General features: G+C 45.5%; 14 protein-coding genes. 9 read left to right on the top strand and 5 right to left on the bottom strand.

The window, feature by feature from the left end; translation table 11 throughout:
* The first annotated feature begins 181 nt into the window (after positions 1-181).
* The 8 genes from P5V12_RS20170 to P5V12_RS20205 all read left to right on the top strand — a co-directional run bounded on the left by P5V12_RS20170 (position 182) and on the right by P5V12_RS20205 (position 10,676).
* Positions 182-2,848, top strand: coding sequence for a TonB-dependent receptor (locus P5V12_RS20170; protein WP_316954881.1), 2,667 nt, complete (start codon positions 182-184; stop codon positions 2,846-2,848).
* A gap of 190 nt (positions 2,849-3,038) precedes the next feature.
* On the top strand, positions 3,039-3,749 hold the full coding sequence (locus P5V12_RS20175) for a SapC family protein (RefSeq protein ID WP_316954882.1): 711 nt from the start codon (positions 3,039-3,041) through the stop codon (positions 3,747-3,749).
* Positions 3,750-3,759: 10 nt separating this feature from the next.
* On the top strand, positions 3,760-5,301 hold the full coding sequence (locus P5V12_RS20180; protein WP_316954883.1) for a tryptophan halogenase family protein: 1,542 nt from the start codon (positions 3,760-3,762) through the stop codon (positions 5,299-5,301).
* A gap of 39 nt (positions 5,302-5,340) precedes the next feature.
* On the top strand, positions 5,341-6,225 hold the full coding sequence (nagK, locus tag P5V12_RS20185) for an N-acetylglucosamine kinase (RefSeq protein ID WP_316954884.1): 885 nt from the start codon (positions 5,341-5,343) through the stop codon (positions 6,223-6,225).
* Positions 6,226-6,309: 84 nt separating this feature from the next.
* On the top strand, positions 6,310-7,491 hold the full coding sequence (locus P5V12_RS20190) for a GAK system CofD-like protein (protein WP_316954885.1): 1,182 nt from the start codon (positions 6,310-6,312) through the stop codon (positions 7,489-7,491).
* A gap of 30 nt (positions 7,492-7,521) precedes the next feature.
* Complete coding sequence (gene yaaA / locus P5V12_RS20195; RefSeq protein WP_316954886.1) at positions 7,522-8,292, top strand: peroxide stress protein YaaA; 771 nt, start codon at positions 7,522-7,524, stop codon at positions 8,290-8,292.
* 38 nt (positions 8,293-8,330) lie between these two features.
* Positions 8,331-9,191 carry a response regulator gene (locus tag P5V12_RS20200; RefSeq protein WP_316954887.1) on the top strand — a complete coding sequence of 287 codons (861 nt, stop codon included), beginning with the start codon at positions 8,331-8,333 and terminating at the stop codon, positions 9,189-9,191.
* Positions 9,192-9,248: 57 nt separating this feature from the next.
* Positions 9,249-10,676 carry a deoxyribodipyrimidine photo-lyase gene (locus P5V12_RS20205; RefSeq protein ID WP_316954888.1) on the top strand — a complete coding sequence of 476 codons (1,428 nt, stop codon included), beginning with the start codon at positions 9,249-9,251 and terminating at the stop codon, positions 10,674-10,676.
* A 1-nt stretch (position 10,677) separates the two neighbouring features.
* On the opposite strand, the gene P5V12_RS20210 is transcribed toward P5V12_RS20205, so the two are convergent.
* The 5 genes from P5V12_RS20210 to ubiA all read right to left on the bottom strand — a co-directional run bounded on the left by P5V12_RS20210 (position 10,678) and on the right by ubiA (position 17,506).
* Entirely contained in the window at positions 10,678-12,993 is a 2,316-nt protein-coding gene (locus P5V12_RS20210; protein WP_316954889.1) for a PQQ-dependent sugar dehydrogenase, read from the bottom strand.
* A 124-nt stretch (positions 12,994-13,117) separates the two neighbouring features.
* Positions 13,118-14,290, bottom strand: a complete 1,173-nt coding sequence (locus tag P5V12_RS20215; protein WP_316954890.1) for a GNAT family N-acetyltransferase — start codon at positions 14,288-14,290, stop codon at positions 13,118-13,120.
* 61 nt (positions 14,291-14,351) lie between these two features.
* Positions 14,352-15,668: a phosphate regulon sensor histidine kinase PhoR gene (phoR, locus tag P5V12_RS20220; RefSeq protein ID WP_316954891.1), complete on the bottom strand. Its 1,317-nt coding sequence runs from the start codon at positions 15,666-15,668 to the stop codon at positions 14,352-14,354.
* A gap of 43 nt (positions 15,669-15,711) precedes the next feature.
* Positions 15,712-16,419 carry a phosphate regulon transcriptional regulator PhoB gene (gene phoB / locus P5V12_RS20225; RefSeq protein WP_316954892.1) on the bottom strand — a complete coding sequence of 236 codons (708 nt, stop codon included), beginning with the start codon at positions 16,417-16,419 and terminating at the stop codon, positions 15,712-15,714.
* A gap of 214 nt (positions 16,420-16,633) precedes the next feature.
* Positions 16,634-17,506, bottom strand: a complete 873-nt coding sequence (gene ubiA, locus P5V12_RS20230; protein ID WP_316954893.1) for a 4-hydroxybenzoate octaprenyltransferase — start codon at positions 17,504-17,506, stop codon at positions 16,634-16,636.
* Positions 17,507-17,612: 106 nt separating this feature from the next.
* Here ubiA and P5V12_RS20235 point away from each other — a divergent pair, with 106 nt between their 5' ends.
* Entirely contained in the window at positions 17,613-17,891 is a 279-nt protein-coding gene (locus P5V12_RS20235) for an HU family DNA-binding protein (protein ID WP_316954894.1), read from the top strand.
* The last annotated feature ends 52 nt before the right edge of the window (positions 17,892-17,943 follow it).

Here is a 17,943-nt window from a genome sequence, read left to right on the forward strand (position 1 = left end):
TGATATGTCGAAAAGTGGTTAATTTTCAAACACTAATAGGCGCTTGACATATAGTTCCGCGGGGATTAATGTCTTCAGCCGAGGTCGCTCTATGCGTAGTATTTACTATTGTGTATAGAGTGATCGAAGATCTAGAAGTTCTAGACACATAACAAATAATATTTAGGACAAGGGGACGCACATGTCTGCGAAGTTAAAAAATGCAATTAAGGCGATTAACAAATCTGCCCTAATCTGTGGCTCTTTAGGGTCACTTGCACTTTCTGGTGCAGTTTTCGCACAAGATTCAGGTCTTGTCGAAGAAGAAGTAGTTGTTACCGGTATCCGCGGTTCGCTACAAGCTTCTGTTGATATCAAGCGCGCATCTACATCAGTAGTTGACGCAGTATCAGCTGAAGATATTGGTAAATTCCCAGATAGTGACGTTGCAGAAGCTCTTGGTCGTATTCCAGGTGTTGCTGTTAACCGTCAATTCGGTCAAGGTCAGCAAGTTTCTATTCGTGGTGCTTCTAACCAATTGACTTTGACTACTCTTAATGGTCAAAACGTTGCTTCTACTGGTTGGTACGACCAGCAGTCAATCGACCGTAGTTTCAACTACACCCTTCTTCCACCAGAAATGATTGCTGGTATTGAAGTATTCAAATCTTCTCAAGCGAATCTTGTAGAAGGCGGTATCGGTGGTACAGTTAACGTTAAAACTCGTAAACCACTAGACCTTGATGCTCACACAGTATTCTTGTCAGCTGAAGCAGCTTACGGCACCGTTTCTGAAGAAGTTGACCCTCAATTGTCTGGTATGTACAGCTTCAAAACTGATAACGAAGTATTCGGTATTCTTGTTGCTGGTGCATGGCAAGACAGTGAGTACCACCGTCTAGGTACTGAGTCTCTATACGGATGGAACGCTGCTGTTTCTGTTAACAACTTCCAGCAACAGCGTGAGCGCACTGCGTTTGATTTGTCTATGCAAGTAGCTCCATCTGAAGGTCTGCAGTTCGGTCTACACTACATGAATTTGGAGTTGGTAGCGGATAACACCAACAGTACAGCATTCATCTTCCAACAACTTGGCACTGACAATTCAAATTGTGATGAGATTAATGCGCGTGGTGTATGTACATTAGTTACTAACGATGCTGACAATGTGCCTGTAAACACTTACTTCCAGACCTTTGCTCGTGCTGCTAGCATGGATTCTGAAACTATCGACCTTGACTTCTCTTATGAAGGTGATTGGGGTGAAGTTACAGCTCGCTTGGGTAAAACTGAATCTGAAGGTGGTACTGACTTAACTACTAACTACGGTAACTTCATCGGTGTTCCTTCAGACGTTTACGGTACTATTGATGCGCGTGGCGATGAAATCAAGTTGAGCCTGGCTGATGCAGGTTGGACTGTAGCTGACATTAACGTTGCTGACGCTGATGGTAATGCTGTTGTTACTGGTGCAAATACCGTACTACCTTCTGGTTGGGCCGAAAAATCTCAGCCTAATACAGATGAAGAGACTTACTTCCAAGTAGATACGTCATTCAATGTAGAATTTAACGCTATTAATACTATTAAAGCCGGTATCCGTACCACTTCCCATGAAGTAACAGACAAAACTCTATTTGTTGTTGTTGACGCAGACGGTTATGAAGCTCGCTCTGCAAGTAACTACTGGGGTGGCACTGTTCCTGCTGGCATGCAAGGTTATGCAGTTCCAAATCCAAACTTCGATGCGATGCATGCATATGTAAAAGCTAACCAAGTAGGTTGGGCTGAAGACCGTGCAGGCTACGGTACAATCGAAGAAGACAACCAAGCAGCATATGTAATGGCTGAGTTTGAGTCTGAAGGCGTAAGCGGTAATTTTGGTTTGCGTTATGTTAAGACTGAAGCATCCTCTGATTACTATGTGCCAGAGCAAGGGTATGAAACTGGTGGTGTTGGTGGTAACAACAATACATCTGAAACAATCGCTACCCAGGAAGCTGAGTACTCAGACGTGTTGCCAAGCATTAACGTGAAGTTTGAGCTTACTGATAGCGTAGTATTGCGTACTTCTGCTGCTCAGGTAATTTCTCGTCCAAACTATGTGGATATGTTTGCTAAAACATCTCTAGCAGGTTTAGGGGATAACTCTCCAGCTAACCAAACGCTAACTACCGGTTCTGTTGGTCTTAAGCCGTTTAAAGCGACTCAAGCAGACGTGTCTGTTGAATGGTACTACGGTGACGCTAACATGCTGTCTCTTACTTACTTCAAAAAAGACGTAAGTAACTTCACTACTTTCGAAAACATTCCTAATCAGGAAGTTGGTATCGTCGATACTGGTTGTAACTGTGATGATTGGACTGTTATTACTAAGAAAGACGGTAGTGGCGGTGAGATCGATGGTTTCGAAGTTCAGTGGCAGCATACTCTAGACAGTGGTTTCGGTGGTATTGTTAACTACACCTACGCTAATGCTAATGCAGAGCCTGAAAACTTCAATGATCGAGTTGGTGTGTTCACAGATAGCTCTGAGAATACTCTTAACTTGGTTGGTTTCTATGAGAACGATCTTTTCTCAGCTCGAGCAGCGTATAACTGGCGTTCAGAGTACATGATTCGTGAATCTGGTTTCTACGGTAACCGTATGCATGATGACTTCGGTACTTTCGACCTAAGCTTCAGTGTTCAACCAATGGATATGATTGGTATTACGTTTGATATTGTTAACCTTCTTGAGGAAGACAGTATTCAAACCGGTGCTGCATCTGCGGACGCAGGTTACCAAGCTGAGCTATCTGAAGGTTACCCAACTTGGACTTATGAAGGTGAAGCTCGTTACATCCTAGGTGTTAACTTCCGCTTCTAATTCATTAGTAAGTACCTCAAAAAACCCAGTCTATTTAGGCTGGGTTTTTTTTTGCTCACACAAAGGTAGGGCTCGCTGGTAAACTGTACCGTGAAGTCACTGGCAAAAGTTTGCCAAATCAAAAATGTGAAGATATCTTGCTCTTGTGATTCACTAGAGTTGTTTGAAACGTATCAAATTGGAGAAATGAATGTCTGCTAGCATAGTGCCATTGAGCAAAGACAACCACAAACATATCAAAGTTCTTGATCAGGTAGATACTTCGGTCGTTGAAGGCCAGCAGCTAGTACCTTTGGCGGCTCAGGAGATCGCGAGAGCTGCTGTAGTTTTCCCTGTTGTTTATGTGAAGGATGCAAATACAGGTACTTTTCGCCTTGTGGCTATGTGCGGATTGAAACCGGGAGAAAATCTATTCGTTGAAAACGGAGAATGGCTTAGCGTGTATATCCCCGCGGCTCTGAGGAATCTTCCGTTTCAATTAGGAAGGAACGAGGACGGAGATAAAACACAGGCGTTTGTATGTATTAATGAGAATAGTTCACTGGTCGACGATAGCGGCATTGCCCTGTTTGAGGAAAGTGGTGATGAAAGTGAGTTTCTAAAGTCTCGGACAGCTATGCTTGCGCAATATGATGCTGATGTAAAAATGACCGAGGGCTATATTTCCTACTTGGTTGAAAATGAGCTTCTAGTCCAAAAAAGCATCGCGCTAAATTTTACTGAAAATGAACAGTTTAATCTTAATGGCATCTACACTATAGATGAAGAAAAACTGGCCGGACTTTCTGCATCGGCGTTTGAGGATATGAGAAAAAGAGGCTTTCTGCCAAGTATATATGGACACCTTATATCTCTAAATCAAATTCATAGTTTGATTCTAAAAAGACAAAAAAAATCGTGAGAACTTCTTAATGGTTGAGAACAGGGCGATAAGAAGTATTGTCATTATTGGAGGTGGTACTGCCGGCTGGTTGGCCGCTAACCATCTCGGGAAAAAACTATCTAATACAGAAATATCCATTAGGTTAATAGAGTCAAAAAATATACCCACGATAGGTGTTGGAGAAGGTACTGTACCTGAGATGCGAAACACCCTTATGTATTTTGGTATTCGCGAAACGGATTTTATGCAGAAATGTCATGCTACGTTTAAGCAATCAATAAAATTCGTTGACTGGGTGGACTCTGGAAATAATGATTACTATCACCATGTGTTTGACCCTCCAAGGACTCGCTTTAACGATTTGTCTGCATATTGGATAAAAAAAGAAGTAAAAAAAACTACTTATGCCAATGCTATATCGGCTCAGTCTCACTTATGCGATGACTTTAAAGCGCCAAAATTAATTACTACCCCAGAGTTTGATGGTGGAGCTAATTACGCCTATCACCTTGACGCCGCTAAGTTCTCTATGATGTTGAAGGAGAATGCCACCAAGAAGTATGGTGTTATCCATATAGAGGATGAAGTGCTCGAAGCCTGTTTAAACAGTCTTGGTTATATTGATTCGGTTCGACTTATGTCGGGTAGTGATATCGAAGCAGATTTTTTTGTCGATTGTTCAGGATTTAGCTCCCTCTTGGTTGGCGACGCTTTAAAAGTACCTTTTATAGATAAAGGAAAATACCTCTTTGTTGATACAGCATTAACAGTTCAGGTTCCGTATGAAAATTTAGCGTGTGAAGTCCCACCTTATACAATTTCTACAGCAAAAAAAAATGGTTGGATCTGGGATATTGGGTTAACTAACCGTAAAGGCATTGGGTATGTGTATTCGAGTAAATATACAGATGATAGCCAGGCGGAAGAAACTCTACGCAAATACCTTGGCCCTGAAAGTAACATTGACGGCGCTAGAAAAATACCTATGAAAATAGGCTATAGAGAAAAGTTCTGGGAAAAAAACTGTGTCGCAATAGGGTTGTCTGCGGGATTTGTGGAACCATTAGAGGCGACAGGTTTGCTTGCATTTGACGTGTCCAGTAGATTGCTTGCTGAAAAAATTCCTACACACTTCAATGATTTAGATAAAATAGAAAAGCAATACAATAAATATGTTAAGTATATTTGGGATAGAATTATTGATTTCGTGAAGTTGCATTATTTTATTTCTCGCAGGAGAGATTCGCAGTTCTGGTTGGATAATGTGAGTGAGGATAGTGCACCGGACACGTTAAAAGAACGGTTAGATTTATGGAAGAGAGCGGTTCCTACCACTTTTGATTTTTTTAGCCGCTTTGATGTATTTAATTTAGATAATTATTTATATGTTCTTTATGGAATGAAGCATTTACCTGAATTGGATGATATTCGATTAAAGTATTGTGATGATGAGCTTGCTGAAGCAGAATTTTCCAGAATTCGCAAGGAAAGCCAGTCTCTTAACGAGAGGCTGCCAGGCCACAGAGAGCTCTTGGATAAAATTAATAAGTATGGTTTTCAAGTCTGTTAACCTTTCAAGTATGGGGTAGACTAGCAATTTGAGGTTTATATGTCCGAAACGAAAAGCTCAGAAAATATATATATAGGCGTCGATGGCGGTGGCACTAAGTGTAAAGCCGTTGTATGGATTGATGGTGAAATCAAAGGCGAAGGCCTTGGTGGCGGAGCAAATCCCTACCAAAACTTAGAGCGGGCGAAGGATTCGATTACCAATGCCTGTCAGATGGCGCTTGTAGATGCCGGACTAAAGGCAACACATTTGAGAGATTGTGTTGCAGGTTTGGGATTGGCTGGGGTTAATATTCCGGGTCCGAAAAAGGCGATGGAAGCTTGGGATCACCCATTCAAAGCAATGTATCTGACTGGCGATCTGCACACAGCGTGTCTGGGTGCTCATGGCGGTGATGGTGCAATTATCGTTACTGGTACCGGGTCTTGCGGTTTTGCTCATGTTGAGGGTAAAGACTTGATGCTTGGTGGCTATGGTTTTCCCCTTGGCGATCAGGGCAGCGGCGCTTGGTTAGGTTTGGAAATTCTGAAAGCGGCGTTGTTATCCTACGACCAGCTGGGCCCCAAAACCTCACTTGAGGAGTGGGTTTTGGAAAAATATGAGCTGAATGACCTCATCGATTCGATTGAGCATATGGCAGGGAAACCTTCTAGTGAATTTGCGCAACTGGCCTTGGGTGCCTTTAACACGGCAAAAGCGGGTGACGAGGTTGCGCAGAAAATTATCGAAGTCGGCGCAGCTTATGTAAATGATCTAAGCTTAAAGCTCAAAGAATTTGGTGCTCCGGCGTTATCAATGATTGGTGGAATTGGCTTTCTGTGGAAGCCCTACCTGAGTCAGGAAGTGTTGGATTTTGTCGTAGAGCCAAAAGAACAGCCCGAAGTTGGTGCTGTTTACTACGCGCAGCAAATGCATAAAAAATAAAGACGCTTGATTGGCTCTAAGTCATTCAAAGTGGGATGCTTATATGACTTTTTGCACATTGATCATGATCACTAGGGTTAGGTTTTGGATCATCTAATCTTACGCAAGCTTATTGAAGATGGGTTGGTTAAGGAACAGAACCCATCCAATCTACCTCCACAGATCCTTTTCTTCTCTGGAGGTAGTGCGCTTACCGGGTTATCCGCGCAATTAAAAAAAATTACCCCCCTCTCCATACATCTCATATCCCCCTTCGACTCTGGCGGCAGCACGGGTAAGCTCCGAAAAGCGTTCAATATTCCCGCATTTGGTGACCTGCGTAATCGTATGGTTGCTTTAATGGATGAAGATGCCAGAGGGTATAAGGAAATTGCCTGGTTATTTAAGTACCGTACAGCGGAGTCGGACGATAAAAGAAAGTGTCTGGAAGAATTTAACAATCTGCTTGAAGGCAATCATTTGGTCTTTGAAAAGTTGCCATTGCTGATTAAAGACTACGTCATAAAAAACCTGATTTATTTCAAAAACAAGTTCGCCAGAGAGTTTGATTTTTGTGGCGCAAGCTTAGGCAATATTCTGCTGACTGCAGTCTACTTTCGCAATAACAAAAGCCTCGAATCGATGTTGAAAGAGTTATACCTGCTGTTTCCCATCCGGGGCATAGTGCGGTTAACTTCAACGGAAGATTTTCAACTTTTCGCGCGCTTAGAGGATGATACCGAGGTAGTTGGGCAACATCTGATAACGGGCAAAGAGGTGGAGCCCCTGTGCAAGAAAATCGTTGATTTGAGATTGGTGAAATCTTTAGGTGAAGGGGTCGAGGTCACCTGTTATCTGGACAAAAACAACGAAAGATATATAAAAAGCGCGGACCTGATTTGTTACCCTCCAGGCAGTTTTTATTCGAGTATTATTGCAAACCTATTGCCCAAAGGTGCGGGTAAGGCGGTTGCCAGCACAGAATGTAATAAGGTCTATGTACCCAATTTAGGCACGGACAACGAACAATATGGAATGTGCTTACAGGAATCGGTTGAAACGTTGATTCGCTATTTGCGGCGGGATGCGGGCAATTCGGTAGAGACTAAAACGTTACTGACACATGTATTACTGGACGAGGATTCAAGCCTCTACAGGGGCGATCTGGATACTGATTTTATTCAGGCGCATGGTATTCAGGTTCTTAAATCAAGGCTTGTGACAGGTGATCGCAACACTTACTATAATCCCCGGCTACTAGCCGAAGCTCTGGCTTCACTTTCCTGATAAACCCACGTCAAATAAAAGAATATTGTTATGCTCGTTGTGATTTCTCCAGCGAAAAACCTGGACTATGAAACCCCCACGCCGACCAAAAAGAACACGCAAGGCGCCTTGCTGGATGATGCTCAGGAGCTTATTTCAGACCTGAAAAACCTGGCTCCGCATGATATTTCCAAGCTGATGAGTATCAGTGACAAGTTGGGCACACTTAACTACGACCGTTTTCAACAATGGTCTCTGCCTTTTGACAAAGAGAACGCGCGCCAGGCGATTTTTGCCTTTAAAGGTGATGTTTATGTGGGGCTGGATGCCTATAACCTGACCAATGATGATCTGACATTTGCCCAGCAGCACCTTCGCATTCTTTCCGGACTTTATGGTGTGCTAAAACCTTTGGATTTAATGCAGGCATACCGACTGGAAATGGGAACCAAATTTCAGAATACCCGTGGCAAGGATCTATATGCCTTCTGGGGCAGCAAAATAACCGATGAGTTAAACAAACAGCAGAAAAAGCTTAAAGGCGAATATTTGATAAATCTCGCCTCTAATGAGTATTTTAAGTCCGTTCAGCAGAAGCAATTAAACAGCCAGATTATTACTCCGGTATTTAAAGACTGGAAAAACGGGGATTACAAAATCATCAGCTTTTTCGCGAAGAAGGCAAGAGGCTTGATGAGCGCCTATATTATAAAGAATCGGATTACCGATCCCGACAAATTGAAGGGCTTTGACTGGGATGGGTATTTATACAACGAAGCGTTATCCGAGCCAACGAAATGGGTGTTTACGCGTAAAGCCTGATCCCGTCGCTGCTCGGAAAGGATTTGAGTAGCTGATATATGGGGTTAAACATTCTGGTTGTGGATGATGCGAGTTTCGTACGTGATACGATCAAGCGCACTATCCGGCAAATGGCAGCGGATATTCACTTATTCGATGCGATTGACGGCAAAAAAGCTGTTTCGGTGATGAAGGCAAACCAGATAGACCTGATTCTATCAGACTGGGAAATGCCGGAAATGTCTGGTGAAGAGCTTTTGCAGTGGGTGCGTTCACACCCTTCCTATTACGAAACGCCTTTTATTATGGTGACCAGTCGGGGCGACAGGAATCACGTTATCTTGGCTGTAAAGGCTGGTGTGAACGACTACTTGACCAAACCTTTTACCCCAGAAGAGTTGAAACACAAGCTGGCTAAACAGTTTAAAAAGATGGGGTATTCGCCCAAGCGTTCTCGTCTGGATCAAGCCACCCATGCTAGCTCGGTAGATGTGCTTACCGGCGGCGCCACTAAAGCAAAGCTCGCTGGTGCAACACAGCAAAAAAACAAAGTCGTTGTTGCAGCGGGGTTCGGCAAGCCGAAACCTGCCGCTAAACCCAAACCGGCTCCCGTGGGTAATTTTACCGGCAAAGCCGTACTTCGGTTTGCCAAGAGTCAGGTTCCACTTGAGGTGAGGGAGGTTTCGCTACAGGCATTAGCGGGAACCATGCCTCGGCCGGAATCTGTTCCTTCTGTGTTTGATCAGGCCGCTGTGGATCTGGTAGATAAAGATGGCAATATGATTGGCCGGTTAAATGCGTATATTCATTCTGTTCAAGCAACGGAACCTCGGCCGGAATGCAAACTGCTTAGGGTAACCGTGCGTTTTGTTGATAATGACCCGGCAAAATTTGAAGCCCTTTCCAAAGCCATTACATAGATCTAAAGTGTAGGCCGCGGCGTAAACACCCTTCCAGATGTTAAGAAACGACTCGCTATGTCCGAAGCTCCTATTCTGGTTTGCCTACGTAATGACTTACGCCTTGCAGACCACCCGCCTTTATTTGCTGCCAAACAAACCAATCGACAGATTGTTGTCTGTTATGTTTTTGACGAAAAGGCAACCCCTGCGCTAGGCGGTGCAAGTCGCTGGTGGTTGCAGCAAAGCTTGGCGTCTATGCAGGAAAAGCTCGCAAAAATGGGCGGCCGCTTAATTTTGCGCAGGGGAAAATGGGCGGAAACGGTTGATTGTTTGGCCAAAGCACTGAATGCCGAAAGTGTCTTCTGGTCCAGAGCCTACGAGCCGTATTACTTAAAAGAGGAAGAGCTGTTAAAGAAAAAACTCTCTAAAAGGGGAATAGAAGCAAAACGCTTTGGTGGTTCTCTCCTGTTTGAGCCAGACGCCATATATAATCAGGCTGGTCTGCCTTTCAAAGTGTTTACCCCCTTTTGGAAAGCCTGTCTCAAACTTCCAGAGCCGAAAGCGCCGCTAAAAAATATTACCAGCCTGAACTTTATGCCGGTTGAAGAGATTACAAGTTTAAGCCTTGATGATCTTTCCTTATTGCCTCAAGAGGAGCGTTGGGCAGATAAGTTTCATTCTTATTGGCTGCCAGGCGAAAAGGGCGCGCATAAAAACCTCAAAACCTTCACCCAGTGTGTCGATGAATATGATCATGAACGGGATGTGCCTGGTGTGGAAGGCACGTCTCAGCTGTCGCCGCATTTGCATTTTGGTGAAATCTCCCCCCGTCAGGTTTGGCATACCATCAGCGTTCTGGGGGGCGAAGGAAACGGGGCTGCCAATTATTTGCGCGAGTTAGGTTGGCGGGAGTTTTCTTATTACCTGCTGTTTCACTGGCCCCATATCGTCAATAAGCCCTTCAATACCAAGTTTGAGGGTTTCCCTTGGAAAAAAGATAAACACCTGCTCAAGCGCTGGCAGCAAGGTGAGACGGGTATTCCTTTGGTGGATGCCGGAATGAGGCAACTGTGGGAAACGGGTTGGATGCATAACCGGGTGCGTATGGTGGTCGCATCACTGTTAGTGAAAAACGGGATGGTGCCCTGGCAGGAGGGTGAAAAATATTTCTGGGACACTCTCGTTGATGCGGATCTGGCCAGTAATTCCGCCAGTTGGCAGTGGGTTGCAGGGTGTGGTGCGGATGCTGCGCCTTATTTCAGAATTTTTAACCCGGTCACCCAAAGCCAAAAATTTGATGCCAGGGGTGACTACATTCGTCGATGGCTACCGGAGTTGTCGAAGCTGCCGGATAAATGGATTCATGCGCCCTGGACAGCGCCACAAGCCATACTTGAACAAGCGGGAGTCAAACTGGATCATGACTATCCATCACCAGTGATTGATCTCGCTGAATCACGGCGGCAAGCCCTGGATATTTACCAGCTTTTTAAAGCTGGCTAACTTAGTTACACCCCACCAGATTATTAATCCAGCTTTCCATTAATGCAGTGGCTTCTTGATCCACAATCAAACTAGCCAAGGGTGGCATACGATTAACGTCAGTAGCCAGCATTCTGGATAGAAGAACCGATCTGGTGGCATCACCGGGCGCAATAATCCTGGCGTTAGGAAGCCCTAAATCCCCGGCCGCTGGAGCTTGGTCACAGGTTCCTGTATCGACAAGTGGTGTCTGCACGCGCAGGTCAATCAGAGACCCTGGCCCGCCGGGTCTATGGCAACCACTGCAATTGCTGTGCAAATAGCTTCTGGCACGTTGATCCAGGCTCGCCTGATTGTCATCCAAGGCGGGTAAATAAGCCCGCTGAGCGCTCGTAGGTGAGCTTGAGAGGTAACCAGCCTGCACCAGCGCCTCAACCTGATTTGATGTCTGCGTGCTCACTGGATAAGTGAAGTCCCAATCCAATTGCCCGGCTTCCAAGCCGAGTGAGCCGCCCACAACGCCGGTGTGGCATTGCATGCATTCCCCGCGGGAGGGAAAGGTGTGAATAAAATTCCCGGTATCCTGAGTTTTTCCTTCGGTTAACAAAACCGCATCCGAACCATCTGGAAGCCACTGGTAGCTGTATCCGGCCCAACCGTTTTCATGGCGCATGAATAAGCGGGTTTCCAGCCAGGTGGTTTGATCGAGAAAGCTTTTAAGCAAAATGGTACCAACCGGAAATGTGAAATCGCCGTCGGCTTCTATATCGATATATTGGCTATCCGGAATGGCAAAATGCCGTTGCTTCAATGCGCCGTCAGACCAGAGCTGGCTGCGAACGGAATAGGGCACTACGCCCGGTGCAAGGGTTTTGTTCTGCGTCGAGCTGAAACAGCCAGAAGCGGACAAAGTCTGAGGAATATTGGAATCCGCCGGCGTGGTTTCAACCATTTTATAAATATGTGGTTGAGACAGCATATTTAACAGGTAAACCTCACCGTTGTTATCTGTACCGAAACTGGCGAGGGTTAACCCGGTTGATGTTAATTGCTCGGATTGCCAGTTGCCGTTTTCCTGCCAAGTACGGCGCAGACTACCACTGCAATAGTCACCATAGAGAAAACTGCCCTGTAGCGTGGGGATAACACTGCTGCGATAAACATAGCCTCCAGTAATTGAGCAGTTGCCGTCGCTGTGGTCGTACTCCGCAACGGGTAGGGTTAAACCGGTTTGATCACAGGAAGCTGCCTGAAAGCAGTGTGTTGCTTCCATGATTGGCCAGCCAAGGTTATTGCCTGCCATTACCCGGTTCACTTCCTCATAAGTATTTTGTCCAACATCCGCCACCCACATTGCACCAGTTTGGGAATCAAAGCTCCATCGCCAGGGGTTGCGTAGCCCCCAGACATAAATTTCCGGGAGGTAGTTATTATTGCCAACAAAGGGGTTATCGGAAGGAATGGAATAGGGTGAGCCGCTATCCACATCAATACGAAGAATTGTTCCGAGCAGGCTTAAACTATTTTGGCCGTTACCGAATTGGTCGTTACTGCCGCCGCCGTCCCCAAAGCCTATATACAAATAACCATCTTGACCAAAGTGGATGGCGCCGCCGTTGTGATTTCCTGCCGGTTGTGGAACACGCAAAATGACTTGCTCTGAACTGCTATCGAAGGCGCTTCCAGTAAACGTAAAGCGGGATATAGTGGAATCGCCATTGCTGGTGTCATCGCTATAGTAAAAGTAAACATACCCGTTACTGGTAAAATTGGGATGTATGGCCATGCCCAATAAACCCATTTCCGATTGCACCCGAACCTTGTTGCTTAGGTCCAGAAGCAGTGTGCTGGACGTGACATCAGCTCTGTTTTCAAAGCGATATATTTGCCCGGTACGCAAAAAATAATAAAACTGCGTGTTGTCGCCCGGTGCTTGCATCAGGCCCAGGATTTGGCTCATTGAACCAACGCCAGTGAACACAGGTTCAATACCAATCGTCGCTGTACTAGAGCCAGGTTGATTCGGTGCAATACAGCTTGAATTACTGACACGTTCCAACGCACCACCAGATGAACTACTGCCGGAACTACTTGATCCAGAGCTGTTTGAAGATGATCCTGTACTGGAACTGGAACTGGAACTGGAACTGGAACTGGAACTGGAACTGGAACTGGAACTGGAACTGGAACTGGAACTGGAACTGGAACTGGAACTGGAACTGGAACTGGAACTGGAAGGTTGAGCTAGGCCGCTGCTTTTTCCGTTACAGGCGACTATCACAAAACATAATAAAAAAACGGATAGCGCCTTAATTCTGCGTAAGAAATTATCGTTCATGATAGTGAACCAGATAAATAGGAAGTTATCGAGTGCAGCGGATACTATCACAGTCATTTTCAGTGAACACAGGTAAAAGCGAATGGCTTATACCATTTCACAGTATTCATAAATCAAATGAGAATTAGGGAATTGTTTTAAACGGAAGGTAATTACTACAGTCCGTGATATAGCGTTTTATTTCCTTAGCTTCTTCATTCACAAATTGATGAATGGCATGAGAAAATTCAGCGTGGCGAATCCAGTGGTACGAGCAGGTTTCAATTGGAGTAAATCCTCTTTGGATTTTATGTTCTCCCTGTGCACCGGAATCGAAGCTGTGTAAATTATTTTCAATGCAATATTCGATACCCTGGTAGTAGCAGGTTTCGAAATGCAACCCATTGATATCTTCGATCGTTCCCCAATAACGCCCATAAAGTGTGTGGGAATCCATAAAATAAAGCGCCGCTGCAAAAAAATCGGTTTTCATTTGTTTGTGTGCGGTAACTAATAATGTTTGTTTTGGCAACGCCGAAGCTGCCTGCAGAAAAAATTCCAGATTTAAGTAGCCATCGTGACCGCTGCGTTTTAAATAGGTGTCGCGATATAAAAAATAAAAGCGTTGCCAGTCTTCGCTGGATAATTCCGATGCCTTTCTTCGTTTGAATATGATATTTTGCGACAGGATGTCTTTGCGTTCTTTTTTTACGGATTTACGTTTGCGTGAGTTAAATGTGGTAAGGAACTCATCAAAGGTTCGGTAATTGTTATTTTGCCAGCGAAATTGGCAGCCTATGCGTGTACTAAAACCATTTTTGGTTTTCGACGGGAAATTGCTGGGAAATAAACAATGAAAACCGCTGGCGTGAATGTTTTCTGCATGTTCCTGTATCTTCCCAATGGCAAATGAATAAATGTTTTCCTTTTCATCTCCGGATACAAAAGGTGCAAGCCCAAACCTGGGGCCGACGGATGGGGTAAAGGGGATGGCATTCAGTAATTTTGGATAGTACTCCAAACCATAACGTGCATAGGCGTCCGCCCAACTCCAATCAAATACATATTCACCGTAAGAGTGATATTTCAGGTACAGCGGCATGGCTGCAATTAATTCGCTGTTATGAAAAACCAACAGGTGTTGTGGTTTCCATCCGGTGGTTTCTGTTGTACAGCCGGCATTTTCTAATGCAGCTAAAAATTCATGACAAATAAATGGATAGGGTTGGGTTTCATTATCGCTGTGATGAAACAGGGCGTTCCACTCACTGGCTTTTACCGCGTTTATTGAATCGATAAATTGACATTGTAAGTTCAAACTGGCACCTGTTGAGGCCGGGTTTACCTGTGGGCGGAGCTATAACATAGATCACGGATGCTTAGCTGACAATATCCATATTGTGTTCGACCAGGCGGTCGAGAGGAAAATGACAACTGAAGGTACTGCCCTTACCCAGTTTGCTTGAAATTTTTAGATAGGCATCGTGACGTAAAAGCACGTGTTTGACGATGGCTAAGCCGAGACCGGTACCGCCGGTTTTAGTTGCGCGACCGCCGTCGACCCGGTAAAACCGTTCGGTCAATCGTGGCAGATGTTTCGGATCAATTCCGGCGCCTGTGTCGGTCACTTCAATAACAAACTCGTTTTCGAGAATATGCGTAGCCACACTAATATCGCAGCCATCGGCAGAATACTTAACCGCGTTAAAGACCAAATTGGAAATTGCGCTTCGTATCTCTCTCTCGTTGCCAAGAATGACAATATCGCTCGCATCCTTTGCATGGATATTATGATTCCGCTCTCCAGACAGGGCTCGGGCGTCTGCCAATATGGATTCAATAACGGGAAGTAAATCGACCGCTTCCTGACGAATATCTCTGTCATCCGTTTCCAGTTTGGTCAGGGTAATTAAATCGTTCACCAACGCCGTCATACGTTGACACTGATCTTGCATCTGACTGAACGCACGTTTCCATACATTGGGAATTTCGTCGTTATCGGCCAGGGTTTCGATATACCCGCGAACCACGGTCAGGGGGGTGCGTAACTCGTGTGATACGTTAGCGACAAAATCCTTGCGCATTAATTCGAGTTTGAACACGCGGGTAATATCGCGAACGATGACCATGCGTTCGCCAATTCCAAACCGGTGAACCTGAAATTGTAAATGCTGGCCTGACAGGCGAACGGATTCCAGTTCTATCGGTTCGTCGTAATTACCCCCCTCAAAATATTGGATAAAATCCGGGTGACGGATAATGTTGGTCAGCTTGTGGCCCAAGTCTACTTGCCGAAAATCGAATAGCCGTTTGGCGGCCTGGTTCCACCACTCAATGTTGGAGCGGCCATCAACCAGAATAACCCCATCGGTAAGGGCCGAGGTCATGTCCTGAACGCGGCTTACCACCGCCTGAAGGCGTTGCTTGTCTTTTTCGTAGCGGTTACATAGCAGAATTACGTCATCGGCAATTTCGCCCCAGATGCCGTTTAATGTGTTCTTCGGGGCGGATTTACGTCGTGTGGTGAGTACCCAGCTTTCCAGTTTATGCAGGTTGTAGAACAGCCAGGCGATATAGAGCAGAAGGCCTATAACCAGAGAGACGGCGAGTTTTTCAATGCTTACGCCAATAAAAGCAACAACCGCGAGGTAAAGAATTAACCACCGCAGTTCGGTTTTCAGACCTCTGCGAAACATACTGCCCAATTATCGAGGTGAAGAGCATATTCTGCTCTGAGTATTAATTATTAGGCACAGACACTTTATTGGAGAATCGGTAACCTGCCCCGCGTACAGTTTGAATAAAACGGTCATGTCCATCAAGCGATAAGGCTTTACGCAAGCGTCGAATATGGACATCCACTGTACGTTCTTCCACATATACATTACCGCCCCAAACGTGATCGAGAAGCTGGTTGCGAGTGTATACGCGCTCTTGGTGAGTTAAGAAGAATTCTAGCAGACGATACTCTGTTGGACCCATTTGGACAGGCACGTCGTTAATAGTGACTCTGTGGCTACTTGGGTCAAGACAAAGGCCATCAACGCGAATAGGTTCACCTGTCGATAAGGTGTCCGTGCGTCTGAGTACCGCTTTCAGGCGAGCCACCAACTCCCGTGGGGAAAAAGGTTTGGTGATGTAATCGTCAGCACCGACTTCGAGCCCTTGAACTTTATTATCCTCTTCACCTTTTGCGGTAAGCATGATGATGGGTAACTCGCGGGTGACTTCGTCACGTTTCAAACGTCGTGCTAACTCAATGCCGCTGGTGCCGGGTAGCATCCAGTCGAGTAGAACCAAGTCTGGCTTGCGGTCGACGATCAGGCCGTGGGCCTCTTGCGCATCGCCTGCTTCCAATACGGAATACTCTGCCATTTCCAGAGCCACTCGGAGCATGTCGCGAATCGGGGCTTCGTCGTCTACTACTAAAATCGTTTTTTCTGCCATTTTACCTAACCTGGTGAATAGACCAGGCTTCCAATAGTTGCTTACTAAGAAGTTAAATCTGGGTTGGCGCAAGATTGCTTTTGTTGTTGCTCCAACACTTTAGGTACGCAGATTAAATAAAGCTTTTGTTGCCATTTTATGACAGCGGTGCTCAAGTTGCCGTTTAATTACAGAAAAAATGGCTCAGGCAGGGGATATTTTCTGTTTTTGTGCCCTATATGCCTGTAATAGGCCCGAATGTCTTGTCCAGTACAATACCGATAAAAATCACCATGCCAACGTAGTTATTGTTCAAAAAGGCCGTAAAACAGGCCTGTCGGTTCCGATCGCGCACCAGATATTGCTGATAGGCAAAGAAGCCCGCACATATCACCACAGAAAGCTGATAGATGAACCCCAGCTCGAAGCGACTGCCGATCATCATCAGTGAAACAATGGTCATGACTTGCAGTATGCCGGTAATGGCTTTGTCGCTATCACCAAACAATACTGCGGTCGATTTGACCCCAATCTTAAGGTCATCGTCACGGTCAACCATGGCGTAGAAGGTGTCGTAAGTTACCGTCCAAAGCACCACGGTGGTATACACCAGCCATATGCTTTCCGGCAGTTCGTTTGCCTGGGCAGCAAAGGCCATCGGCACAGACATGGCAAATGCCGCACCCAATACCACTTGGGGCAGGTGGGTGTGGCGTTTCATAAAGGGGTAGCAAAAGGCGAGCGCTACCGCAGCAAAAGACAACTGAATGGTAAGTTGATTAGTGAGCAGCACCATGCCAAAAGCCGTTAAGGACAGCACCAGAAACAGGATAAAGGCTTCACTGGCGGAGACTATGCCGGTTACCAGGGGTCTGTTGGCGGTGCGTTTTACATGGCCATCGACTTTACGATCGGCAAAGTCGTTAATCACACACCCTGCGGAACGCATCAGTACACAACCAAGGGTGAAGATAATCAATATGTCTATGCGCGGAATACCATCCGCAGCCAACCAAAGTGACCAGAGCGTCGGCCATAGAACGAGATAAATCCCGATGGGTTTGTTTAGCCGGGTCAGGTTGAGATAAGCGCTGATTTTCTGTTTCACGGTGCGGTCTTTATCATTTTTTTGAGTTATATCGACGAATGAGCCGTTGTAGTCCGAATTTTAACGTATTCTTTTAGTTGTATCTCAATTTACAAGGTCCGAGTTTATGCATAAAACCGAATTGGTTGCTGTTGTTGCCGAATATTTGGGCATTTCTCATAGAGAATCCGACAATATCATTGCTTCCACATTAGAACACATGACTGACGCGCTCGCGCGCGGGGAATCCGTTAATCTGATTGGTTTTGGGGCGTTTTCCGTGAAATCTCGTGCGGAACGAAAAGGAAGAAACCCCAAAACAGGGGAAGACATTACCATTGCTGCGCATAATCAAGTAGTCTTTAAGCCTGGTAAGGCGTTGAAAGAGATTGTTCAGCCGGCCTAGATAGCCGTAGTGACGAAGCTTTAATGATCTTTAACTTCCTCGCTGAAGTGCA

This window comes from Teredinibacter sp. KSP-S5-2, assembly GCF_032773895.1.
GTDB lineage: Bacteria > Pseudomonadota > Gammaproteobacteria > Pseudomonadales > Cellvibrionaceae.